This window comes from Chryseobacterium gregarium DSM 19109 (genome assembly GCF_000430845.1).
GTDB lineage: Bacteria > Bacteroidota > Bacteroidia > Flavobacteriales > Weeksellaceae > Chryseobacterium > Chryseobacterium gregarium.
In genome coordinates this window covers 1-24,694 of the sequence record NZ_AUMU01000007.1, presented here as the reverse complement: position 1 = coordinate 24,694, position 24,694 = coordinate 1, and the positions used below count along the sequence as shown (strand labels likewise).

The window sequence follows — 24,694 nt, the reverse complement described above, 5'->3', positions numbered from 1 at the left end:
GTGGTTTAAAATAAACAATAAAAATTTTAAATAAGTTTAAATTTTTAACTAATTTAAATATTTAATAGTATAATTTAAATTATTTACATTGATAAGCAGGGTTTTAGTTAAATTTTTTCACTCCAGACAGAGTAATTTTATATATACGGAATAAAAACGAGATAATTAATAATGTATGTTAACTAATTTTAGGAATTTTTATCTTTAATTTGTGGCTCGAAATAATTTTTTTTCATCATTTGTGTTTTTACCTTCTCGCCATTCATTTTGCGAGAAGGTTTTGTTTTATTCAGTGCCCAGCAATACGCCTGAAACATTCCATGCACTGAAGCTTGTTCCCTCTGTAGGACCTTGCGGAATCTTGACCTGAATTGTATGTTTACCGGCTTTTAAATCTCCAAGCGGAATAAAGTCCGGATTTGTGACGGTTCCAGGGCACCAGTTGGACCGGCTTAGATCAGAAGATGACAACCCGTCCTGGAAATTACCGGAGGCAGGGTTGTACAGGCGGTAAGACCCGCAGTCTGTTCTCCATGGCACAAAAGAGAACGTCATTTTGCCGTCCAGGAAAATAGAATTGGTTTTAGGAATAAATTCGTCACCGTTTTCCCAGCCGCCGTGGCCGGTTGTCATGTATTTAAGCTGTGCGTTTTTCAGGTCTTTCTTTAAGATAAATTCTACCCACAGCCCATTATCCTTATCGAACATGGTAGAATAGTCCTGGCCGGCCATTTCCATAATATTTAAGGTATTGAACAGAGGGATTGCCGTATTGTTTTTATACACCGTCTGATCACTTTTGTGGATCGTGATTTCCAGACTTACTGTATGGCCGCCTTTATCATAGTTGCCGATGAATGTGCCGATCCACAGTTCTTTCTCGCTTAGGGAAGGCTTCAGGTCAGTGATGTCCTGCCGGTACGGGCTTACCGTCTGCCAGTTTTTATCTTTTAATTGGATATGGTTGAATTTATTAATCCCGAATGCCGTGAAAAACCGCATCATTTCAACGGGAGGATGGTAGTTTTCCGTTGCGGTTACTCCGTAATACTGTTTTCCGTTCCCGTTTTCATATACGGGTAGTGTCTTTACGCCTTTTTCTAATCCGTCAAAAAATGATTGCGATTGTTCCTGTGGAATAAAGAAAACCGTTCCGGTTCTGTCGTAGGCATCACCGTTAGACTGCTGTTTTAATTCAGCAAAAATATTTTCGCCTTCAGAAATTTTAGGAAACTTTATTTTTTTCAGGATAACGGTTCCGTTGGCAAATCTTTTGACATTGGGATCAGATTTTGAATCTTCTGAGAAGTTAATGGTTTCGTTTTCAAAAACTTTCAGCGTGGTAAACCTGCTTTTCCACAAAAGATCCCTGTATCCTAACGGATCAGTAAAGGTAACCGGCCCTTTAATAATACGGTCAATGTCTGTTTTCTTCACTTTTTTAATAGAGTTCGCTGTCGTAAGTGAATTTTTATTCCTTTCAATTTCCAGGACAAACCCCAGATTCTGCCCGATGCCTGAAGGCCCGCCCTGGATTTTCAGGTCGTTGGTATACCAGACTTCAATCGTATTTGAATTGATTTTGGTAACGGCTTTTTTGCAGCTGTACCCTAAGATCTTTTTTGTTTCGTTGGTGAGCTCAAAGATTTGTTTTCCAACAGATTCTGCATCAGAGGTTGAAATAATTTCATTATTTTTTAAAAATGCATAGGAAATTATGGTGTTGGATGGCTTTTCAACTTTCGTTATTTCAAACGGAAAATCTGCTTTCTGGGATCCTATATTGTTATTTAATATGAAATTCTCTTTTTCATTGGCCCAGACCAAAACAGGAGGCTGGTCATTCAGTATTTTTCCGTTGTATGAACTGATGTACTGAACTTCATAGGTCTGTGCAAAACAATGAAAGGATAAAAAAATCAATAACGTGAATATAATTCTTTGATGCATAATGAATAATGATTATTTCTGCAAAGATATATTTTGCTGATAATGTATCAATAAAAAACTACCCCGGAAACAGAGTAGTTTTTGATATATCTTAAAATGTTCTATTTTATGAAATTCTTTCAATCAGGGCCATATAGAATCCGTCATAGCCTTCGCTCGGCATTACTTTTTCGTCTTTGACCATTTTGAAATTGGGATTGTTTTTGATGAATTCTTCTACCTGCTCATTATTTTCGGAAGGAAGAATGGAACATGTGGCATAAACCATTTTTCCGCCTACTTTAAGCATTTTAGAATAATCCTGGATAATCTGCTGCTGTTCTTTCTTAATCCTGTCAATAAAATCCTGGTCGATTTTCCATTTGCTGTCCGGGTTTCTTTTCAGGACACCCAATCCTGAACACGGGGCGTCAATCAGTAACCGGTCTGCTTTATCATGAAGCCTCTTGATCACTTTATTATCAGAAATCATCCGGGTTTCAATATTGTGGGCCCCGGCTCTTTTCGCGCGTCGCCTTAGTTCTGCCAGCTTCCATTCAAAAATATCAAGAGCGATGATCTGGCCTTTGTTTTTCATTAAAGCGGCCAAGTGAAGGGTTTTTCCGCCGGCACCGGCACAGGCATCAATAACCCGTTGTCCTTCTTTTACATCCAGGAAATATCCGATCTTCTGTGAAGAGGCATCCTGAACTTCAAACAACCCTTCTTTAAAAGCAGTCGTAAGAAATACATTCTTTTTTTCCTCCAGCTGAACCGCATCGGGATAATTTTTTACAGGATAGGAAACTATATTTTCATCAGATAGATCTGAAACCAACTCTTTCGGTGTAGTTCTTAATGAGTTGGCTCTCAAGACGGTTGGGGCCCGCTCATTTAAAGCATGCATTTCTTTTTCCCATTTGGGACCTAATTCCTTCTCTAAGGTTTCTGCCAGCCATTCAGGGATCGAGTGTTCAATAGCCTTTGTAGGAACGGTATTTTTCTTAAGCTTTGTAAGGATATCAGCGATTTTTATCCCGTCAAATTCCTCAAATTTCTTGTAATTTGTTTTGCTCCAAAGCAGATAGGCCATAATGAGCTTGTAGATATTATTCGGCTTCACGCCTTCACCCATATAATATTCCAGGCGTTTTTTCCAGCGGATGATATTATAAAAAATCTCAGACACAACGGCTCTGTCCTGGCTTCCCCATTTTCTGTGGGCTTTTAAAAGTCGTTCAATTACTTTATCAGCGTATTTATTTTTTTCGAAGAAGGTTTCCTGCAAAGCATCGTGGATTCCGATGGCTAAGTTTCTGTGAATAAGTTCCATAAAATTGGGTTCTGCTATTTTGAATCTGCAAAAGTACGAATTTAAGTTGATAATTTTAAGTTGAGTGTTTCTGAGTTTAATATAAGGCATTATTACTTGTTATGTTCATTCAACGCCTATCATCCGTCTTCAGGCTTTCTTGCTCAATTTTAAAATATTACCTTTGCAAAAAATTAAAAATATGAGTGATACTGTACTTTGTCCGAAATGCAGCTCAGAATTTACGTACCCGAGCGATAATATGATGGTATGTTCCCAGTGCTTTTACGAATGGAATCCGGAAGAGGTTACGGCTGAACCATCAGATTCAGGAAAAATTTTAGATTCTAACGGGAATGAGCTTCAGGACGGGGATTCTGTGGTAATTATTAAAGATCTTCCCGTAAAAGGCGCTCCCAAACCGGTAAAAGCAGGCACAAAAGTTAAAAACATCCGTCTAAGACCGGACAGTGATCATAATATTGACTGTAAGATCGACGGTTTCGGTGCTATGGCTCTGAAATCTGAATTTGTAAAGAAAGCATAATACGAGAATTCCGATTGGCTTTCAATTCATACCTTTAAATAATGGGCTGAAAATTTTTTTCGCTACATGACATAAAAAAAAGGAAAAGATTGGACAGGGTAATCTTTCAAGAAACTAGATTGCAGAACTGCTAATTTTTGTTTCAGGGGGCAGAAAGAGAATTAACCAAAAGTTTCCTTATGCTGTGGAAATACAAATGTAAGAAAAAGTTTTTTAGACTGGTTCTTATATTTGTGTTTTTTTATGAAAAAATCCCAATAAGTATAAGAAAATCTTGCAGTTATATTCAATAGGCTGAAAAAAAGCGCATCGTTGGCCTGTAAGACAATCCGGGCTCTGGTAAGAAAGTTTATAACTATAGTTTCAAAGCAAGCTAATTAAATGAAACCTTAACAGTTCCGGACAGCTTTTCGTCCGTATAGACAATCAGTTCTTTATTTTCCATTTTTACTTTATTCCAGTAATGATCTCCTGCAAACCTGCTTTCTGAAATTTCAGCCTTAAAACCGTTTTCGGTAATATGTATCTCTTTCGGGTAATAAGAGAATTTGGGAAGCTCCCATTCTTTCATTTCGCTTTCGCTGAAAATATTCACTTCCCCGAAAAGCCTGGCTACGTAAGGATTGTAAGGATTCCTGAAGGTTTCTTCAGGATTATCGTTCTGGATCAGTCTTCCGTTCTGCAGGACAATAATCCGGTCCAGCCACGGAATGATATCCTGAAGTTCATGGGTGGAGATGATTAAAGAAATTTGATGCTGCTTTACATACCGGAATAATTTTTCACGCAGTTCTATTTTTCTCGGGAAATCCAGGTTGCTGAAAGGCTCGTCCAGGATCAGGAGTTTCGGAAGCACAGAAAGTGCCCTGGCAATAGCCACCCGCTGCTGCTGGCCGCCGCTCAGGTATTTGGGAAGAACCTGTGAAAATTCTTCCAGGCCTACGACTTCAAGAAGTTCGGAAACGGTCTCTCTTTTCTTTTTTAAATTGATATTAGAAATAAATTTCCCCACATTTTCAGCCACAGTGGCATAGGGCATCAGGTCAAAATTCTGGGCTACGTATTTCATGTCTGGCTCTCCGGGAACCAGATTTCCTTTGGGACCTGCCCGTTTCTGCCCGTCAAAAATAATGTCACCGCGCTCCCAGTCCAGAAGCCCGTAAATCAAACTTAGCAAAGTTGATTTTCCGCAACCGCTTTCCCCCGCCAGAGCCAGTATTTTACCTTCTTCAAATGCCAGATTCAGGTTCTCAAACAGGGGTTTTTCCCGGGAATATGAAAAGTATAAATTGTTTATTTCTAATAGCATTATACAAATGTAGTAAAATGTGCCGTTTTTAGGAAACGATCATTTTTTTTATTATCTTAGCGGGAGTATTGAAATTTTATAAATTATGAAAAGAAAGCTGTTTTCACTCTTCGTTCCGGTGCTTTTTGCTGTGACGGCGGTGATATCCTGTAAAAAGGAAAAACCCCTGGCTAACGAAAGCGGTGAAGTGACAACAACCAAAGAGGGAAACCCGTTTATCGTGGATACCCTGAACAGCAAGATTGAGTGGAAAGGGTATAAAATTTTCAGGTCTGAAAATACAAGCCACTTCGGAACCATTAAATTTGAGAGTGGTGACGTAACCGTAAAAGACGGAAAGCTGGAAAGCGGAAAATTCGTTGCGGATATGACTTCTTTAACATCCGAAGATTTGAAGAATGATGCTGATCAGTCAGCAAAGCTAAACGGACATTTAAAGAGCGGCGATTTCTTTGAAGTGGAAAAATTTCCCACTGCTTCTTATGAAATTACAAAAATATCCCCGTCTGCGGAAGGCGATTACAATACGCTTCTGGATGGTAATTTAACCATCAAAGGGATTACAAAACCGGTTCAGTTTAAAGCCAATGTATCGGTTAAAGAAGGGGAGGTAAGCATTGCCACCGAGCCGAAAGACATTCACAGAGGAGAATTTGATGTGAAATTTAAGGCGCCGGCTGAAAACGGAGTGATTAAAGATGAGATAACGCTTCAGATCAACGTAAAAGCTTTAGAAAAAAAATAATTTTATTTAAATAAAAAAATAATTGAAGTCTGCCCCGGTAAGTGGGGCAGATTTTTAACATTTTAAGGAAAGTTATTCCATCGAAAAACTGTATTTTTGCAAAACATTTTGAAAGGGTAAAACCATGATAGAAAAGATAGAAGAATTACTCATTGAGGTAAATGGCTTTCATGCAACATCTAAAGAAGATATTGAAAACTTCCGGATCAGGTATAGTGGTAAAAAAGGAATTCTGAATGATTTTTTTGAAAAATTTAAAGAAGTTCCTAATGACCAGAAAAAAGATTTCGGACAGAAAATCAATACGCTGAAGCAGGCTGTCAATGCAAAGCTGGAAGATCTGAAAAATGCTTCTGCCTCTTCCGTTGTCCTGGAGAAAGAAGACCTTACACGACCTGCCTTCCCTTTGGAACTGGGTTCGAGGCATCCGATCAATTTGGTGAAAAACAGAATTATTGAGATTTTCAAATCGATTGGCTTTGCTGTGGCAGACGGTCCTGAAATTGAGGACGATTGGCATAACTTCACAGCTCTTAATCTTCCGGAATACCACCCGGCAAGGGACATGCAGGATACATTCTTCATTGAGCAGAATCCGGATATCTTGTTGAGAACGCATACTTCTTCGGTACAGATCCGTTACATGGAAGAAAACCAGCCGCCGATCAGGATTTTATCTCCGGGAAGAGTGTTCAGGAATGAAGCGGTTTCTTCACGTTCACACTGTATTTTCCATCAGATCGAGGGATTGTATATTGATGAAAATGTAAGCTTTGCAGACCTGAAGCAGACGATTCAGTTTTTCACGACTGAACTTTTCGGAAAATCAAAAATCAGATTGAGACCTTCCTATTTCCCTTTCACGGAACCTAGTGCTGAAATTGACGTGTACTGGGGCTTAAACTCTGAAACCGATTACAGAATCACGAAGGGAACCGGATGGCTGGAGATTATGGGCTGCGGAATGGTAGATCCTGCCGTTCTGAAAAATGTCAATATCGATTCTGAAAAGTATTCGGGATATGCTTTTGGGATGGGGATTGAAAGAATTGTCATGCTGCTTTACCAGATGAGCGATATCAGGATGTTTTTTGAAAATGACATCAGAACATTGGAGCAGTTTAAAACATTATAAACAATTACATCAAATAAATTCTAAATCCTGTAAATTAATTTTACAGGATTTTTTAATTGTTTTAATGGCTGTATTATAAAATATCTATAGATGTTCTACAAATATTTTATAACAAAAAATTAGCACCCTCTCTTATTTGATAAATTTTAAAGGGTATTTTACATTTTTAAAATCATCAATACTGGCTTTTAAGGATCCGACTGCCAGCTCTGCTTTCAGGAGCATCGGAATATGGTTAAGGTCATTAGACACCCACATCACGACACCTTCTTTTGCTTTAAAAACCCTTCCGCTTTTTACGGACGGAATAATCTTTAAACAGTTTATGGTACCGAACTTTGTGCTCAGATTTTCGGTTCCTGCTACCTTAAGCTGAAAAGCAAACATCTCATCATCAATCCACACGTTCATATTGATCACATTTCCCACTTTAAGCTCGGCGGGGCTTTTACCTCTCAAATAATAAAAACATGACAGCATATCCTGAACTCCTTTTACGGACTTGATGACTTTTGATCCATTTGCCGGAGTTTTCTTATCGGTTAAAATCAATGTATTATTATTATGGTTGAAAACCGTTTCCAGATGCTGGCGGTAGCTTCCTTCCTTTACATTTCTTACATAATAGCTTGGAAGTTCCGTATTGATATTGATATAACTTTCATAGACATCCTCCACCTTAAAAAAAGCTTTCACCGCCCCAGTAGTCTGTCCTGTTCCTCTAACATAAAGATGGGGTATGCTTCTATATGTTGTTTTCTTGGCTGTCAGATTGGCTGTTCCGGCATTCAGAAACCCATAATGGATCCGTAATGTGATGGATTCACCATCTGCGATCGTATTGATCTGTCCCGAGCCGAGAAAGAACATTAAGAGTGTTAATACATTGAATAATTTCTTCATAATTATATTTTTTATCATAAGGTTGCCCATGGTTAGATTAGAAAAAAAGCGAAAGGTTTGATAAATCTCAGTTTTTTATTTAGACTGAATTAAATAGGCTTCGCATTAAAATTAGTAAATTTGCAGCCACAAGTATAATTAAATTATGTTATAATTATGATAACTACCGATATATTGATCATAGGAGCAGGTCCAACCGGGCTTTTTGCCGTATTTGAAGCAGGTTTACTAAAAATGAAGTGCCATATCATCGATGCTCTTCCGCAACCGGGAGGACAATTGGCTGAGCTTTATCCTAAAAAGCCTATTTTCGATATTCCGGGGTATCCTTCTGTAAATGCAGGTGAACTGGTAGATAATCTGATGGAACAGATCAAGCAGTTTCAGCCGGGCTTTACCCTTGGCGAAACGGCCGTTTCCTATACTAAAGTAGATGATGAATGGTTTGAAGTAGTCACCAACAAAGGAACGGTTCATAGATGTAAGGCCATCGCCATTGCCGGCGGCCTGGGAACTTTTGAGCCTAGAAAACCAACCATGGAAAATATTGCAGACTATGAAGAGAAGGGTCTTGAATATTTTGTAAAAGAACCTGAGCATTTCAGGAATAAAAAAGTGGTAATTGCCGGAGGAGGCGATTCTGCGCTGGACTGGAGTGTTTTCCTTTCCAATGTAGCCAGTGAAGTAACGCTGATCCACAGAAGAAATGAATTCCGCGGCGCTTTGGATTCCGTAGAAAAAGTACAGGCTCTGAAAGACCAGGGAAAAATAAAACTGATTACGCCGGCTGAGGTGACAGCTATTAAAGGAGACGGAAAAGTAGAAGCCATTACGATAAATATTGACGGGCAGGAAGCTTTTGATATTGAAACGGATTATTTCATTCCTCTATTCGGTCTGACTCCGAAACTGGGCGAAATTGCTCAATGGGGACTGAATATTGAAAAGAATGCAATTGTTGTCAATAACGCGCTGGATTACCAGACCAATATTGACGGAATCTATGCCATCGGGGATATCAATACCTATCCGGGAAAACTGAAACTGATTCTCTGCGGGTTCCATGAGGCTACTTTGATGTGTCAGAGTGTGTATAACCGATTAAACCCGGGTAAAAAATTCGTATTGAAATATACAACGGTAAGCGGGGTAGACGGATTTGACGGAAGCAGAAAGGAAGCGGAGAAAGCCGTTGTGAAAAAAATTGATTAAATTTGTTGCCGATTACGGTGCCTTAGCTAACAGGCTCTGCCATCAACAATAAACCATCAGCAGGAATGAACGATATAAATATAAAAATCACCGATAGGGAAGGAGTCACTCACGATGTTGTTGCCCCAACGGATATGTCCATGAATTTAATGGAAATCATCCGTTCGTATGAATTGGCAGAAGAAGGGACGATCGGAGTGTGCGGAGGAATGGCGATGTGCGCTTCATGTCAGGTCTATGTGATCAATGATCCGGGACTTGAGCCGATGGGGGATGAAGAAGACGCGATGCTGGGGGAAGCTTTCCATGTACAGGAAAACAGCAGGCTGGGATGCCAGCTGCATATCGCTACGGAAATGGAAGGTCTTGAAGTGGAAATAGCTCCTTATCCTTAGAAATTCTTATTTAAACGATATTAAAAAACTCCCGAAGATTTTTCTTCGGGAGTTTCTATTTCCATTTTAAATTAAGAATTTTTTTTTAAACTTCCTCCTTCGAAATCCACTTCCCAACTGTCGGAGCCTGATAATTTCTCATCATTTCCAACAGTTCATCAATGCTGTCACTGATCAGCAGCATATCCCGATTGATCTGTTTCAAAAACCCTTTATCCACCATGGTCTGTACCAGCTTAATCAGGTCATCATAAAATCCGTCAATATTCAAAATGCCGATTGGTTTTTGATGAAGTCCGAGCTGTGCCCAGGTAATCATTTCGAAAAACTCTTCCAGTGTTCCATAGCCGCCGGGAAGAACCATCACGCCGTCGCACAGATCATTCATTCTGGTTTTTCTTTCATGCATAGTTTCCACCAGAATCAGTTCTGTCAGTTGGTTGTGGGCAATTTCTTTGGATTGCAAAAAGTGAGGAAGGACTCCAACCACTTTTCCGCCTTCGTTTAAGGTTCCGTCAGCCACAGTGCCCATCAGGCCGACGTTGGCGCCGCCATAAATCAATTGAATATTTTGTTTTGCCAAGGTCCGGCCAAGTAAAGCTGCCTGCTCTTTATATATTTCATCAGATCCGAAACTTGATCCGCAGAATACAGTGATACTTTTCATAATTTTAAATCTAATCTATTTTTGAATCATAAAGATATTAAGCTTAATATTCTTAATCCTTAATGGTTTAATTAAAAAGAATATCCAAAATCAAAACGACTTTGGATATTCAATATAACGACTTTATATTCTTATTTTAAAGGAATATTCGCTAAGATTTCTTTCGTAAAGCTCCAGAATTTCTGGGTAGAAGAAATATTGGCTTTCTCATCAGGAGAGTGGGCACCACGGATGGTCGGCCCGAAACTTACCATTTCCATTTCAGGATAATTGGCTCCGATAATTCCGCATTCCAGACCGGCGTGGCACGCTACTACATGAGGTTTTTCTGTAAATTTTTCGGTATAAATTTTTTCCATCAGCTGAACGATCTCAGAACCCGGCTTTGGTTTCCAGCCTGGATAAGAACCGTTGAATTCCGTATTCATTCCGGCTAATTCTGCTACCGATTTCAACTGCTCTGCCACAGAATCTTTTGAGGAATCTACGGAAGACCTTGAAAGGTTTAAAATTTTCAGGCTTCCCTCTTTTAATTCAACCCGTGCTACGTTATTTGATGATTCCACCAGATCTTTTACATCCGGGCTCATTCTGTAAACGCCGTTGTGAAGAGATTTCAGCGTTAAAATAATTTTCTTTGAATCTGCTTCAGAAATTGCTTTCTCAGAAGATGTGAAATTCTCTATATTAATCTGAAGATTAGGCTCTACGGTCGCAAATTCTTCTAAGATATCTTTTTTCAGCCCGTCCGTTATTTCTTCTATAAATTCACTGGCATTTCTTACGGAAGCTATCGCTATCCCTTCTCTCGGAATTGCATTTCTCAGTCCGCCGCCGTCAATAGAAATCAACTGGATATTTTCTTTTTCCAAAGCCTTGTAAAGTAATCTTCCCAGGATCACATTGGCATTTCCGAAACCTTTGTGGATATCCATTCCCGAGTGGCCTCCCTGAAGACCTTTCACTTCAAATCTTATAATCTGTCCTTTAGCATCCTCTTTTTCATAGGTTTGGGTAATCGTAACATCAATTCCTCCTGCACAGCCAATATCGATCTCATCGTCTTCTTCGGTATCAAGATTCAAAAGAATCTGTCCGGTTAACTGTCCCGGCTTCAACCCCAAGGCACCGGTCATTCCGGTCTCTTCATCGATCGTGAAAAGGGCTTCCAGATCAGGGTGAGGAATATCATGGCTTTCCAGAATTGACATGATCGTAGCCACTCCCAAACCGTTGTCGGCTCCCAAAGTGGTGCCTTTTGCTTTTACCCAGTCGCCGTCTATTTCCATTTTGATTCCTTCCGTTTCAAAATCAAAATTGACATCATTGTTTTTCTGGCAAACCATGTCCAGATGGGACTGCAATACAACGGATTTGCGGTTTTCCATGCCTGCGGTGGCCGGTTTTTTGATGATGATGTTCCCTACTTCATCAATGGTAGTTTCCAGTCCTAAATTTTCACCGAATTCTTTGATGAAGGCAATTACTTTTTCTTCTTTTTTTGAGGGTCTCGGAACCGCATTCAGCCTGGAAAAATTTTTCCAGATGATCTGTGGTTCAATAGTGGATAGTTCCATGAAATTTTATTTTTATCAAAATTACGAAATTAAAAATGCTCCCATAAACTGGAAGCATTCTTTTTATGGTTCAACCTATTTCAGTTAATCTTTGATCCGGCAAATAAATGCAATGCCTAACATCCGCATTCACCGTAGATGGGTATGGTTTCTTTCGTGCCGTCCGGTTTTTCGATGGTGAGCGTTCCTTCAAACAACAATGCTTCCTCGCCTTTTATTTTTTTGCCTTCTACAGAGATTTTATAATCACCGTTTTCTATTTCTTTGCTCAGCTCTTCACCGGATTCCATATCGCTGGAAGAGATCAGGTTCATTGCCAGTCTTTTACCGTTAAGTTTCATATAGGCTGTTTTGCCTGCATCATCCGCATAAATGTATTTTTCAGCTTCAAAGTCTGCTCTGTTTTTTGCAAAATAGCATGAACACTCTTTAATCTCCTTAGGAAAAGGAAAATTTTCCACCAGGATTTTTCCGGAAGGTTTTTCACTTTTTACACTGTCCTGAACAGCATGTACAGAATCCGAAGGTTTAGTATTCTGAACGGTATGCTGTTCTTTTTTACATGAAACCAGCATCAAGGCTGAAGCGAAAATGACTATATATTTCATTGTTGTGGCATATGGTATTATCTATCCTCTTGATCTTTCAAGAAGCGTCATCATTAATAATGAAAGAATCACTAAGCTTTCTTCCTCATCATCAATATCGATGAGCCTGTCCAGCTGGAATCTTCTTCCGAAAAATGAAGGCATTTTTTTTAATTTAAAGTACTCCTTTCCATCTATTCCCCTTACCGTGTAGGCCGGATTAAGAAAATATCCCGTAAACATACCGATGATTGGAATTTCGCTCACCATTCCGTCAAGGAATTTAGTCCAGGCATTGTCTTCTGTGATGGTGAATTTGGGCTGATCAGCTACATCCAGCACATCATAGGTCGATTTCCAGATAGAGCGCATTCCTTTTCTTGCCAGCCTGCCGAAATTTTTTGTATTGATCGCATCTTTAATAGAATAGGAAGCGTTAAAATCAATCCACTGGTTGGCCTGGATTCTAAAAAGTTCCTTCGTTTTGCTTTCATCATTGAAAACAATAACATCTTCTTTTAATTTGAACATTTTCTGACGTACGTAAGCGACGTAGTTGCCGTTCTTATCTGTAATGTTGAAATCACTCGCCAGGGTGGTGATTTTAAATTTAAAATCAAGCGGATAATTTAAATTGTTAAGTACCATTAAGTTTATTTTCAAGTTAATATTTAGTACTCAAAGATAACTGTTTTTTTCAGAGTTATGCATGGTTGATGATGAATAATGAGGTATGTTCTCTGATAATAATGCTGAAAACAGGAAATGTTAATTTTCTTATGCGTTTAAGTGCTGATCCTTCCAAAATTGACTGTTGACTATTCATTATTTACAACTTTAATTATTATTTTTGCGTAATGGATTATCCAAGTAAAGTATTGGCAAAAGCGGTGGATGAAATTTCGGGACTGCCTGGAATCGGCAGGAAAACAGCCTTGCGTTTAGCATTACATTTATTAAAGCAACCCAATTCCAGAGCAATGAGTCTTGGAAATTCCCTGATTAGTTTGGTGAATGATATCAAGTACTGTAAGGAATGCCATAATTTTTCCGATTTTGAAATCTGTGAAATCTGCAGCAATGAGAAGAGGAACAGTGAAGTGATCTGTATTGTGGAAGATGTCCGTGATGTAATTGCCATTGAAAATACCGGAAAATACAACGGAAAATATCTTATTTTAGGCGGGAAGATTTCTCCGATGGATGGAGTCGGCCCCAATCAGCTGAATATTCCGAGCATTGAGAAGAAACTGAATGAAGGAAGGGTAAAAGAATTAATTTTTGCTTTAAGCGCTACGATGGAAGGAGATACTACCGCATATTACATATACAAAAAGTTCAAAAGTCTGAAAGTGAATTTTTCCAGTATTGCAAGAGGGATTTCGGTAGGGGACGAGCTGGAATATGCCGATGAAATTTCTCTGGGAAGGTCTATTATGAACAGGTTGCCTTACAGTGAGGGTTCCTGATAAGTTATTTGTAAATATTGATGATTTCCATAATTATTCCGGTATATAATGCAGAAAGTACGATAGCAGCCGCTTTAAATTCAGTTAAAGCACAAACGGTTGGCGTGCAGAGATTTGAAGTTATTGTAATTAATGACGGATCTACCGATTCCGGTAAAGAAGTTGTCTTGGATTTTATCATAGAGAACTCGGACATGAACATTCAGCTGATTGAACAATCGAACGGAGGGGTTTCCCGGGCCAGGAATGCCGGTCTGAAAATCGCCAAAGGCAAATACATTGCTTTACTGGATGCCGATGATGAATGGCTGCCGTTAAAGACCGAAAGGCAGCTGGCCTATCTCGAAAATGAAGATTTTGCCATTGATTTTCTGGCTACAAGAAGGAATGATAACAGAATCCTTCTGCCTTACCATGTTAAAAATCATCTTGCTGAAATTACCTTTGGGAAATTATTGCTGAGAAATGAAGCCCAGCCATCGACAGTGCTGTTCAAAAGAAAAATTCTTGACAATACGGGCTATTTTAATGATGATCAGCGGTATGCTGAAGATCTCAATTACTGGATGAAAATTTCAAGGAACAATAAAATGTATATATTGGATGAAAGCCTATTGATTGCAGATGGAGGGAAAAGAACATTCGGCGTTTCAGGCTTGTCTGCAAATCTTCATCTGATGGAAGAAGGCTTCCAGAGAAATATCAAGGAAATGTATGCCTTAAAACGTATCGGATGGGGTCAGTACTTTCTTCTTACTCTTTTTTACAAAGCAAAATATGTACTTTTGCTGGTAAGGACATGGGGCTTTAATTTTAAAAAAAACGTATTATAAAACCGGAGATGAGATTGTCTATCATTATTGTCAATTATAATGTCACTCAGTTGCTCAGATGCTGTCTTTTATCTGTTCAGAAATATATGACAGGTATTGAATATGAAGTAATTGTAATTGATAATGCTTCATCCGATTCTTCATGGAAAGATCTGGTTCCGGAATTTCCGGATGTCCATTTTATAGCATCAAAAACGAATGACGGTTTTGCAAAAGCAAATAATAAGGCTATAAAGAAGGCCAACGGGGAATATCTTTTGATTTTAAACCCGGATACGGAGCTTGAAGGTTTTTATATGAAAGAAATCCTGCATTTTACAGATTCTCAGCCTGCTTTCGGATGCCTTGGGGTAAGGATGCATGACAAAGAAGGGAATTTTCTTCCTGAAAGCAAACGTTCTGTCCCGGATATGTTTAATTCCTTCGAAAAATTATTTATCAATTTTAAAAAAAATAGTTCAAAATCATATTACAGGGATGATATTGATGAAACGGCTGTAGACAAAGTAGAGATCATTACAGGTGCTTTTTTACTGATTAAAAAAGCGGTCTATGATACAGTGGGCGGTCTGGATGAAACCTATTTTATGTACGGTGAAGATGTGGATCTCTGCTATACTTTATTAAAAAACGGGTATTCGAATTTTTATTACGGCAAGGCTTCTATCCTTCACCATAAAGGGGAGAGCACGGTTAAGGATGAGGTTTATCTTCAAAGGTTTTACGGCGCTATGCAGATTTTTATAAACAAATACTACAGAAGATCACAGCCGCTGCAGTATATATTGTTAAAAGCCGGACTGAATCTGAGATATAAGATTGAAAAATCTAAACTGAAATAAAATAAAAAGCAACTCATTGAGTTGCTTTTTATTTGGGTATGTAAAAATATTATTTGCTTACTTATTTAATCGGTGCGGGAGTCTGAGCTGCCGGTGTAGTGGTAGAAGCCGGAGCTGCCGATTGTTTAGCCGGAGCTTCTTTCTGTGCCGGTACCGGAACGGGAGCTGCTGATGGCTTACCTGTAATCACTACGCTTAAAAGAATAAGAACAATGATGATTGCCCCTAAGGTCCAGGTTGCTTTTTCCATGAAGTCATTGGTTCTCTGTACCCCGAACTGTGCTGAAGAAGCACCTCCGAAAGTACTGGAAAGACCTCCGCCTTTAGGATTTTGAGCCATAACGATGATAACCAGTAAAATACTCGCGATCATTACAAGAACCATCAATAGTATAAATATAGAATCCATTAATTTGATATCTTTTTGAATGGGCAAATTTAATCTTTTTTTACCGAACGGCAAAAAAAGATATCCCCAAATGTTATTAAAAATAAAAAGCGGCAACTCAGTTGCCGCTTTTACATAAATAGAGTAGATTTATTTAAAATCAGTTTCTTTTGCCTGATTCACTTCGTAAGATTTTACAGTCATCGTCATATCCATGCCCATCTGGTTTACAGAGATGGTATACGGCATTTTAACTCCTGCTACATCTTTATAATCAGAGAATACAGTAGGAACAGTCATTTCCTGCCCCTGTGCTTTCACGGTTTTGGTTTCTCCGGTTTTCAATCCTGTTTTTACGCTATAGTAGTAAGTGGTATCGCCTCCTTTTACAACATAAGAATCTTCTCCGCCTACTTTTTCGATGCCTGCTACTTTATAATCAGCAGATTTTGCGAAACCTAATTCCTCGAAAAGCTCTGCATTTTTCTGTTTTTCAGCAATCTGTTCTGCTTTCATAGGAACTTTTTGCCCCATCTGCTCGGAATATCCTGTTTTTCCGTCAAATACCTGTTTCTGGACAACCTGCCCCATTGCGGTTACGGTAGTCATTTCTTTTCCGCCCTGGGCCTTAACCATTTTCAGGTCAATATTCTGTCCCTGCATCGTCATCGAAGCCGTCATTGCATAAGAAGAGATTTTACTGATGTTCGCTTTTCCGCCGATCGCATCAATGTATTTATCTGCAATAGAAGCTACCGTTACATTGGCATCCATTTTTTTGGCAGACGGTTTTGCTATAGGGTTGGCATCTTTGTCATAATATTTTACAGGGTAGCCCAATTTTTCCAGTCCTTCGGAAATATCAGATGCTTTTCCTGCGATAAAGATTCTGCTCTGGTTAGGTAAAATATTCGTTTTCACGGCATTTGAAACATCAGCAGCCGTTACTTTGTCGATAGACTTTAGATAATTTGTATAAAAATCAGCAGGAAGATCCTGGATTTTCTGGTTCAGTGCGAATCTGGCAATGGTTTCCGGCTTTTCCAGAGACATGATGAAATTCCCTTTCAGTTTGGCCTTGGCATTTTCAAGCTCTTCAGGTTTTACCGTTGAGATGCCGTTAAGTTCATTGATGAATTCTTTTACCGCTTTATCCGTTACTTCATTTCTTACGCTTGCCGTAGCAGAGAACTGCGGGGAATATTTGCTTGCACTCATATTGGAATAAGCGCCATATGTAAATCCGTTTTTCTCACGAAGGTTCATGAAAAGCCTGGCCTCACCACCGCCTCCAAGAACATAGTTGGCAATAGTGGCCGGGAAATAATCCGGATCTTTCATTTTTAGCTTGTTCAGGTTGTTCAATGAAACAACCGACTGTACAGCAGTAGGAACGTCCACTACATTGATTTCTGTTTTGGCCACATTTGCGGACGGCTCTAACGGAATAATAGGGGTATTTGCCTTTTTCCAGCCACTGAATGCTTTTTCAATCAAAGGCTTTACTTTGTCAAATTTTACATCTCCGACGATGACCAGATAAGCGTTATCCGGAGCGTAATATTTTTTATAGGTGTTCTGTACATCTGCCAGTTGAATTTTGTTGATGGATTCAACCGTTTCAAATTCTCCTCTTGAAGTATTTTTCCCGTATAGCAAAGCATTGGAAACTCTTGAAGCGATGGCTGATGCATTTTTTTCTTCAGATTTAAGCCCTTCAATTGCTCTTTCCTTAGAATTCTGTATTTCCTCAGCAGAAAATTTAGGGTTGATGATCGCATCGGCCATTAATCCTAACACCTGAGGGAAATATTTAGAAAGCGAACTGGCAAAAGCACCGCCTGAAGAGAAGCTTAAGTTAGCTCCAAGGTAATCGACTTTTTTGTTGAAGGCATCTTTGCTCATGTTGGTCGTCCCGTTTTCGAACTGCTCAGCCATGATTTCGCTTACACCGGTTACGGTTCCTTCGTTATACGGAGGCCTGTCCATAGAAAGATTGGCACTTACCCTCGGCAGCTTGTTATTTTCTACGACCATTACCGTAAGGCCGTTGCTCAGCTGGAAGGTTTTTGGCTTGGCAATGTTGATCGCGGGTGTAGGACCCGGTTTCGGCATTGCATTAAGATCTATTTTTTGTGCTGAAACCATTCCTGCGAAGAAAAATGCTGCAGCTATATATGTTAATTGCTTTTTCATTTGTAAAAATTTAATTTTTAATAATCATTGAACTTAAAAGTCTGGGCTGATTACTTTTTTTCAGGAACGTAGTTGATGATGATTCTTTGGTTGGAATTAAGATACTTTTTAGCTGCATTCTGAAGATCCTGTCTTGTGATAGACCTGTAAATGTCAATCTCTTTATTGATTAAATTGGTGTTCCCCATCAGCACATGATTTGTTGCCAGTGAAGCGGCAATCCCCTGAATACTTGAATTGGCATTGACAAACTGGTTTTCAAACTGGTTCTGAAGTTTCTGGTAGTCTTCTTCAGAGATTAATGTGTTCTGAAGTTTTTTGATTTCAGCATCGATGTCAGCCTGAAGTGTTGCTTTAGTCGTCTGTCCCATCGGGATGGCGAAGAATGCGAAAATTCCGTAATCTTCAAGTCCTTGGTTAAATGCCTGTACCTGAAGTGCTTTTTTATCCTGATCAACTAGTTTTTTGTATAAAACCGAAGATTTTCCATTGCTTAAATAAGAAGAAAGCATATCCAGAACGTACGCATCTTTTTCCTTGTTGCCTGGAGTTCTGTAAGCGAAAATATAAGCCGGAAGCTGAATGTTCGGATCTGTGGCAGTTACCTCTTTTTCCTGAGTGATAGGCGCATCTTTCGGGAAGTTTTTAGGGGAAACCGTTCCTTTAGGAATGCCTCCGTAATATTCCTGAATCCATTTTTTGGTCTGCTCAGGCTTAATATCTCCTGCGACCACCAAAGTAGCATTATTCGGGATATAATATTTTTTATAAAATGCCTGGAACTCATCTAATTTCGCTGAGTTCAGATCTTCCATTGAGCCTATGGTCGGCCAGTTGTATGGGTGATTGGTAAATAAATTTTTCTGAATGGTACTGAAAAGATTTCCATAAGGCTGGTTATCCATTCTTAATCTTTTTTCCTCTTTTACAACCTCCCTTTGCGTATCCACACCGATTTGGTTAATAACTGCATGACGCATTCTTTCAGCCTCCATCCAAAGTCCTAACTGTTCGTTGTTTGAAGGAAATGTTTCGTAATAATAGGTTCTGTCATTTGTGGTGTTGGCATTATTTTGCCCTCCGTTTGAAGAAACTATTTTGAACCAGTCGCCTCTTTTAATGTTAGGGGTCCCTTCAAATAAAAGGTGTTCAAAGAAGTGAGCAAAGCCTGTTCTTCCTTTAACTTCATCTTTTGCACCTACGTGATACATGACACCTGCCGTTACCACTGGTGCAGAATTGTCCTGATGAAGAATGACATGAAGTCCGTTTGGCAGGTCATATTCCTCAAATTTAATTTGTTGAGCATTCAGAGCTATTCCGAAGAAAGCCGCTGCAGCAACAGAAAGAAGTCGCTTTTTCATAAATAGAAATTATTTTGTATAATGAGTGTCAAAAATACGTTAATTGTTACAAAAAAAATGAAGAAATTTCAATAATGAAAAAAGCGTACTAAAAAAATACGGCTTCATAATCTACAAGATAAAATTGATCTTTTAACAGGTTTGGACAATCATATCAAGGGGCGGGTTTACCGCCTGAATCTATGACAGAGTCATAAACACATCCCATACCTTTTCCTCCGCTCAAAGGTTCACAGCTGGAGCAGTGATGCATGGAAATAACTTGGCCGGATGCACTGTCATTCCACAAACCGAGTCTCCGCCTCCGCCTTTTAAAGTTTTTAGATCATTTCTTAAAAGTTTCTTTAAGTTTTTCACAGTAAATAATTTTTGCTGAGTAAATTTAAATGTAATAAAATTCATTGAATGGTGAAAAAATTTTAATTTTTCTATTAGCCTTAAATTATATACCCGGTTCATCAAAATGAACCTGCAGAAATCAGAGGATCACAAAAATGAAGATGTTGTGAAAAAGATGGATGGCCAGATCGGCCGCCTTACGCAACTCATCAATGAACTCCTGGATGTTACAAAGATTCAGAAAGGGCAGATCCAGCTGAATGAATCTTATTTTGATTTTGACCGGCTTGTTAATGAAGTGGTTGAAGAGCAGCAGATGACCTCAAGGCATAAAATGATCGTAAGCAGATCCAGGATAGGTGATGTTTTTGCAGACCGGCACCGGATTTCCCAGGTGATGGCCAACCTCATCAGCAATGCCATTAAATATTCTCCGGATGTGGATGAGGTACACATTTCTGCAGTTTCAGAGGAAGATAAAGCGCGGTTCAGTGTCAGGGACTTCGGGATCGGTATTCCGGCGGATCAACAGTCAAAGGTTTTCGATCAGTATTATAGAATAAGCGAATCCATAACGCATACATTCCCGGGCTTGGGGCTTGGGCTTTATATTTCATCCGAAATTATAAAAAGAGCCGGAGGGGAAATTTCTGTTTCTTCCGTTGAAGGAGAAGGGTCTGATTTTTGCTTCAGAATCCCAAAGAATAAAAATTAAAAAATTACCATGTCTGATTCTGCAAAAATAATGGTGGTAGATGATAGCCCTGCAATTGTTGATTCTATTGAAATGATGCTTGATTTTGAAGGATTTGAAGTTGATAAATTCCACAAAGGTTCAGAAATGTTCAATGCCCTGAATCCTGAAATGAAACCCGATGTCATTTTAATGGATATGTGGCTTTCCGGTGAAGATGGCAGGGATTTTTGCAGACTCATCAAGGAAGATGAAAAATTAAAAGATATTCCTGTTCTGATAATGTCTGCAAGCCGTGGCCTTGAACAATCCGCGTTGGATGCAGGAGCCGATGAATTTATCGCCAAACCGTTCGATCTTGGAAATATGGTAGACCGGATCAGGTTTTACATTAAATAAAATCACTCACCTGCAACGGCAGTATTTTTCTGCCGATTTTGTCTCAAAATCCTTATTTCAGTAAAGGATCAATTTAACACTATTTACCTTGTTGCCGGATTTGAATTCTCCATATAATACACTAATTTTGTATTCCTAATTTTTTTTGCAGTATGGAGGATTATTTGAAAGGACTGAATGAATCACAATTTGAAGCCGTTACCACATTACAGGGACCATTAATGGTTCTTGCAGGGGCAGGTTCCGGAAAAACACGTGTGCTCACCATGCGTATTGCCCATTTGATCACAAATGGAGTAGACCCTTTCAATATTCTGGCACTTACCTTTACCAACAAAGCGGCGAAAGAAATGAAGGAGCGTATTGCAAAGGTAGTAGGCCATAGTAATGCCAGAAGCCTGTGGATGGGAACTTTTCACTCGGTATTTGCAAGGATTCTGAGAGGTGAAGCCCATTACCTGGGATATCCTTCCAATTTTACCATTTACGATCAGCAGGATTCTCTGAATGTCATTAAAAAAGTACTGAAGGACATGAATATCGATGCTGATCTGTACAAACCTAAAAAAGTCCAGGCCAGGATTTCAACGTATAAAAATAACCTCATCACGGTAAAGGCATATTTCAATAATCCTGAGCTCATTGAAGCTGATGAAAAGGCGAATATGAAATTTATCGGTCAGATTTATCAGAGGTACGTAGAACAGTGTTATAAAAACGGGTCCATGGATTTTGATGATCTGTTGTTGAAAACCAATGAGCTGTTGACACGTTTTCCTGAAGTTCTGGCAAAATACCAGGATCGTTTCCGATATATCCTGGTGGATGAGTACCAGGATACCAACCATTCTCAGTATCTTATTGTAAAGGCACTGGCTTCGAAATTTGAAAATATCTGCGTTGTAGGAGACGATGCGCAGTCCATTTACTCGTTCCGTGGAGCCAATATTTATAATATTCTCAACTTTAAAAAAGATTATCCTGATGCCGTTACGGTTTCCCTGGAGCAGAATTACCGTTCAACGCAGAATATTGTCAATGCAGCCAATGTGGTGATTGCCAAAAACCTTCAGCAGTTCAAAAAGAATGTTTTCAGTGAAAATGAAGAAGGCGAAAAGATCAAAGTATACCGTTCTCTTTCTGATGCCGATGAGGCTAATTTCGTAGCCGGAAACATCTGGGAAACGCGGAACCGGGAACAGAGAAGATACAGCGATTTTGCCATCTTATACCGTACCAATTCGCAGACCCGGGCTTTCGAGGATGCGCTGAGACGTAAAAACATTCCCTATAAAGTATACGGAGGCCTTTCTTTCTATCAACGGAAAGAAGTCAAGGATCTTATCGGCTATCTCAGGCTTTTGGTCAATGAGAATGATTCGGAAGCCCTGATGAGGATAATCAATTATCCTGTACGGGGAATTGGCGAGACCACGCAGAATAAACTGATTGTTTTTGCAGATGCCCACAACGTTACCGTCTCAAATGTGCTTGACAATCTTCCGGCATATGCCCCGCAGTTAGGACTCAATAACGGAATTTTAAATAAACTGAACGACTTCTGGTCAATGATCAAAGCATTCCAGGTATTGTTAAAAACCGAAACCGCGTACAGCGTTGCTATGGAAGTGGCCAAACGCAGCGGGCTGATTAAATTTTTAAAAGACGACCAGACCCCGGAAGGGATTTCAAGAGTGGAAAACGTTCAGGAATTAATGAACTCCATGCAGGGATTCATTGAAGAGCAAATGCAGCTGGAAGACGGAGATCCGAGCTTACCCAATTTTCTGGAGAATATCGCGCTCTCTGCCGATACCCAGAAGAAAGATGATGAGGAAGAAATGGTATCATTAATGACCATTCACCTTTCAAAAGGTCTGGAGTTCCCGGTAGTACACCTGGTAGGCCTGGAAGAAAACCTTTTTCCGAGTTTTATGAGTTCCACAACAAGGGAAGATCTGGAAGAAGAAAGACGGCTGTTTTATGTAGCTTTAACCAGGGCAGAAAAGCAGGCCTTTTTCTCATATGCCGTTTCACGGTTCCAGTGGGGGAAAATAACCGATGCCGAACCTTCAAGGTTCTTAAGTGAAATTGACGATCAATATATTGAATTCGTAAACCCGGCCATTGAAAAACGCTTTATCAATAATGCAGGCCTCAAGTCAAATATTTTTGAAGAGCATCCTTCCGAGCTTCAAGGCTTTAAAAGGGTGGAAAAGAAAACGATCGAACGGGGTGAAGGTTCAAAACCCATCGCTGAGCCCAGAAAATTAAAACCGGTAAGTACGGCAAAGATCATTAACCCGAGCGGAGCTTCCTCACAGGATATTGAAGTGGGGGATAAAGTAAGGCATGACCGTTTCGGCGTAGGGGAAGTAACTTTCCTGGATGGTACTGATCCCCAGAACATCAAAGCCAAAGTGATTTTCCAGCATGAAGGAGAGAAAAACCTAATCCTGAAATATGCCAAGCTGATTAAGATTTAGATCAGGTCATTCTGAGAAGCGAAAGCAATGAAATATTCTTAAAATAGGTTCCCGCAAATTCCATTATGCCATAGATTTTATGTGAGATATGTGAAGTTTGCGGGGATTTTTATGGATAATAATAAGGAAAAAACAACAAATTCGTATATTTAAACAATAAAAGTTTTTACAATGAAAAGGATTCTGGTATTTTTAATCATTACTTTATTTTCCATTCCTCTTTTTTCTCAGGAATACCGTACGGAAAGCAATATTCATTATTATGACGAAAAGACCAATAAAGCGGATGTTTATATTAACGAAAGATGTGTTCTGGATGTCTATGTTCCGAAAAATGTAAAAAATTTTCCAACGGTTATATGGTTTCACGGCGGAGGCCTGACAGGCGGGCAGAAGGAAATCCCGGAAGGGTTAAAAAATAAAGGGATTGCCGTTATCGGGGTTAACTACAGGCTTTCACCTAAAGTAAATGCACCGAAATATATTGAAGATGCCGCCGCAGCAACCGCCTGGGTACTTAAGAATATTAAAAATTACGGCGGCCGTGAAGACTTGGTTTTTATTTCAGGACATTCGGCAGGAGGATATCTTGCCACTATGGTAGGCCTTAACAAAGCCTATCTGCAGAAGTATGATATTGATGCAAATGCTTTAGCGGGGATCATCCCTTTCAGTGGACAGATGATTTCCCACTTTACCATAAGGAAAGAAAAAGGAATTGATGAGCTGGATGCAAGGATTGATGATTTTGCTCCGCTTCATTTTATCAGAGCCGATGCACCGCCACTGCTCCTGATTACGGGAGACCGCGAAAAAGAGCTTCTCGGAAGGTATGAAGAAAATGCTTACATGGCCAGAATGATGAAGCTGAAAGGCCATAAAGAAACCACTTTATACGAACTCGACGGCTTCGATCATGGCGGAATGGCACAACCTGCTTTTCCTTTATTGTTAAACGAAATGAGAAGGATTGAGAAACTGAAAAAGTAAGATCATCATATTATAAATCATTCATAAAAACTTTGCAGGCTTAATTTGCTGACCTTCTCCCAAAAAACTGGAACAATTAAAAGTAGAGATTTTTCGAGAAATAATTAAATTTAAATAAAGAAAAGTCTAATGAAAAAGAGCAGATTTACAGAGAGTCAGATTATTTTTGCATTGAAACAGTCTGAGACAGGAGTGAAAGTCGAAGAAGTTTGTCGTAAGATGGGTATAAGTGAGGCCACTTTCTACAATTGGAAGAAGAAATTCGGAGGTTTGGGGATTACAGAACTCCGGCGTTTACGTCAATTAGAGGAAGAAAACAGTCAACTCAAGAAGTTGGTAGCCGACCTAAGCCTGGATAAGCAGATTCTCCAGGATG

At 39.3% G+C, this 24,694-nt stretch carries 24 protein-coding genes; 13 read left to right on the top strand and 11 right to left on the bottom strand.

Annotated features, from left to right (window positions below):
• Window positions 1-285: 285 nt before the first annotated feature.
• Window positions 286-1,923 (bottom strand): GLPGLI family protein, encoded by a 1,638-nt coding sequence (locus tag H561_RS0108440; RefSeq protein ID WP_316929422.1) that lies wholly within the window; start codon window positions 1,921-1,923, stop codon window positions 286-288.
• A gap of 133 nt (window positions 1,924-2,056) precedes the next feature.
• Window positions 2,057-3,262: an RsmB/NOP family class I SAM-dependent RNA methyltransferase gene (locus tag H561_RS0108435; protein WP_027386600.1), complete on the bottom strand. Its 1,206-nt coding sequence runs from the start codon at window positions 3,260-3,262 to the stop codon at window positions 2,057-2,059.
• Window positions 3,263-3,443: 181 nt separating this feature from the next.
• Here H561_RS0108435 and H561_RS0108430 point away from each other — a divergent pair, with 181 nt between their 5' ends.
• Window positions 3,444-3,788, top strand: coding sequence for a zinc ribbon domain-containing protein YjdM (locus tag H561_RS0108430; protein ID WP_027386599.1), 345 nt, complete (start codon window positions 3,444-3,446; stop codon window positions 3,786-3,788).
• Between the two features lie 373 nt (window positions 3,789-4,161).
• Here H561_RS0108430 and H561_RS0108425 read toward each other — a convergent pair whose 3' ends face one another.
• Complete coding sequence (locus tag H561_RS0108425; protein WP_027386598.1) at window positions 4,162-5,097, bottom strand: sulfate/molybdate ABC transporter ATP-binding protein; 936 nt, start codon at window positions 5,095-5,097, stop codon at window positions 4,162-4,164.
• Window positions 5,098-5,182: 85 nt separating this feature from the next.
• Here H561_RS0108425 and H561_RS0108420 point away from each other — a divergent pair, with 85 nt between their 5' ends.
• Both H561_RS0108420 and pheS read left to right on the top strand, forming a co-directional pair.
• Window positions 5,183-5,842 (top strand): YceI family protein, encoded by a 660-nt coding sequence (locus H561_RS0108420; RefSeq protein WP_027386597.1) that lies wholly within the window; start codon window positions 5,183-5,185, stop codon window positions 5,840-5,842.
• Window positions 5,843-5,966: 124 nt separating this feature from the next.
• The gene (pheS, locus tag H561_RS0108415; protein ID WP_027386596.1) at window positions 5,967-6,977 is read left to right on the top strand and encodes a phenylalanine--tRNA ligase subunit alpha; all 1,011 of its coding nucleotides are present in this window, start codon (window positions 5,967-5,969) and stop codon (window positions 6,975-6,977) included.
• 132 nt (window positions 6,978-7,109) lie between these two features.
• Here pheS and H561_RS0108410 read toward each other — a convergent pair whose 3' ends face one another.
• The gene (locus tag H561_RS0108410; protein WP_027386595.1) at window positions 7,110-7,880 is read right to left on the bottom strand and encodes a DUF3108 domain-containing protein; all 771 of its coding nucleotides are present in this window, start codon (window positions 7,878-7,880) and stop codon (window positions 7,110-7,112) included.
• 156 nt (window positions 7,881-8,036) lie between these two features.
• Here H561_RS0108410 and H561_RS0108405 point away from each other — a divergent pair, with 156 nt between their 5' ends.
• Window positions 8,037-9,092 (top strand): NAD(P)/FAD-dependent oxidoreductase, encoded by a 1,056-nt coding sequence (locus H561_RS0108405; RefSeq protein WP_027386594.1) that lies wholly within the window; start codon window positions 8,037-8,039, stop codon window positions 9,090-9,092.
• Window positions 9,093-9,157: 65 nt separating this feature from the next.
• On the top strand, window positions 9,158-9,487 hold the full coding sequence (locus H561_RS0108400; RefSeq protein ID WP_027386593.1) for a 2Fe-2S iron-sulfur cluster-binding family protein: 330 nt from the start codon (window positions 9,158-9,160) through the stop codon (window positions 9,485-9,487).
• Window positions 9,488-9,572: 85 nt separating this feature from the next.
• Here H561_RS0108400 and H561_RS0108395 read toward each other — a convergent pair whose 3' ends face one another.
• From H561_RS0108395 to H561_RS0108375, 4 genes are all read right to left on the bottom strand, one after another.
• Window positions 9,573-10,154 (bottom strand): LOG family protein, encoded by a 582-nt coding sequence (locus H561_RS0108395; RefSeq protein ID WP_027386592.1) that lies wholly within the window; start codon window positions 10,152-10,154, stop codon window positions 9,573-9,575.
• Between the two features lie 131 nt (window positions 10,155-10,285).
• Window positions 10,286-11,731, bottom strand: coding sequence for an aminoacyl-histidine dipeptidase (locus tag H561_RS0108390; RefSeq protein ID WP_027386591.1), 1,446 nt, complete (start codon window positions 11,729-11,731; stop codon window positions 10,286-10,288).
• A 116-nt stretch (window positions 11,732-11,847) separates the two neighbouring features.
• Window positions 11,848-12,339, bottom strand: a complete 492-nt coding sequence (locus H561_RS0108380; protein WP_027386590.1) for a hypothetical protein — start codon at window positions 12,337-12,339, stop codon at window positions 11,848-11,850.
• Window positions 12,340-12,360: 21 nt separating this feature from the next.
• Complete coding sequence (locus H561_RS0108375) at window positions 12,361-12,966, bottom strand: LURP-one-related/scramblase family protein (RefSeq protein ID WP_027386589.1); 606 nt, start codon at window positions 12,964-12,966, stop codon at window positions 12,361-12,363.
• A 209-nt stretch (window positions 12,967-13,175) separates the two neighbouring features.
• Here H561_RS0108375 and recR point away from each other — a divergent pair, with 209 nt between their 5' ends.
• The 3 genes from recR to H561_RS0108355 are packed head-to-tail and all read left to right on the top strand — an operon-like array spanning window position 13,176 to window position 15,462.
• Window positions 13,176-13,787: a recombination mediator RecR gene (recR, locus tag H561_RS0108365; RefSeq protein WP_027386588.1), complete on the top strand. Its 612-nt coding sequence runs from the start codon at window positions 13,176-13,178 to the stop codon at window positions 13,785-13,787.
• A 20-nt stretch (window positions 13,788-13,807) separates the two neighbouring features.
• A complete protein-coding gene (locus H561_RS0108360; RefSeq protein ID WP_051349342.1) occupies window positions 13,808-14,620 on the top strand; it encodes a glycosyltransferase family 2 protein in 813 nt (270 codons plus the stop codon).
• Between the two features lie 8 nt (window positions 14,621-14,628).
• Entirely contained in the window at window positions 14,629-15,462 is an 834-nt protein-coding gene (locus H561_RS0108355; RefSeq protein ID WP_027386586.1) for a glycosyltransferase family 2 protein, read from the top strand.
• A gap of 61 nt (window positions 15,463-15,523) precedes the next feature.
• Here the strand turns inward: H561_RS0108355 and secG are convergent, their stop codons facing one another.
• The 3 genes from secG to H561_RS0108340 all read right to left on the bottom strand — a co-directional run bounded on the left by secG (window position 15,524) and on the right by H561_RS0108340 (window position 19,410).
• Window positions 15,524-15,871, bottom strand: coding sequence for a preprotein translocase subunit SecG (secG, locus tag H561_RS0108350; RefSeq protein ID WP_027386585.1), 348 nt, complete (start codon window positions 15,869-15,871; stop codon window positions 15,524-15,526).
• Window positions 15,872-16,000: 129 nt separating this feature from the next.
• Window positions 16,001-18,046 (bottom strand): M16 family metallopeptidase, encoded by a 2,046-nt coding sequence (locus H561_RS0108345; protein ID WP_027386584.1) that lies wholly within the window; start codon window positions 18,044-18,046, stop codon window positions 16,001-16,003.
• 50 nt (window positions 18,047-18,096) lie between these two features.
• Complete coding sequence (locus H561_RS0108340) at window positions 18,097-19,410, bottom strand: M16 family metallopeptidase (protein WP_027386583.1); 1,314 nt, start codon at window positions 19,408-19,410, stop codon at window positions 18,097-18,099.
• A 463-nt stretch (window positions 19,411-19,873) separates the two neighbouring features.
• Here H561_RS0108340 and H561_RS0108330 point away from each other — a divergent pair, with 463 nt between their 5' ends.
• From H561_RS0108330 to H561_RS0108310, 5 genes are all read left to right on the top strand, one after another.
• The gene (locus tag H561_RS0108330; RefSeq protein WP_027386581.1) at window positions 19,874-20,464 is read left to right on the top strand and encodes a sensor histidine kinase; all 591 of its coding nucleotides are present in this window, start codon (window positions 19,874-19,876) and stop codon (window positions 20,462-20,464) included.
• 9 nt (window positions 20,465-20,473) lie between these two features.
• A complete protein-coding gene (locus H561_RS0108325; protein WP_027386580.1) occupies window positions 20,474-20,842 on the top strand; it encodes a response regulator in 369 nt (122 codons plus the stop codon).
• A gap of 152 nt (window positions 20,843-20,994) precedes the next feature.
• The gene (locus H561_RS0108320) at window positions 20,995-23,328 is read left to right on the top strand and encodes an ATP-dependent helicase (protein ID WP_027386579.1); all 2,334 of its coding nucleotides are present in this window, start codon (window positions 20,995-20,997) and stop codon (window positions 23,326-23,328) included.
• A gap of 171 nt (window positions 23,329-23,499) precedes the next feature.
• Complete coding sequence (locus tag H561_RS0108315) at window positions 23,500-24,318, top strand: alpha/beta hydrolase (RefSeq protein WP_027386578.1); 819 nt, start codon at window positions 23,500-23,502, stop codon at window positions 24,316-24,318.
• Between the two features lie 129 nt (window positions 24,319-24,447).
• Window positions 24,448-24,694, top strand: a 247-nt coding sequence (locus H561_RS0108310) for a transposase (protein ID WP_027385608.1), incomplete at its 3' end; no start/stop codon positions are given.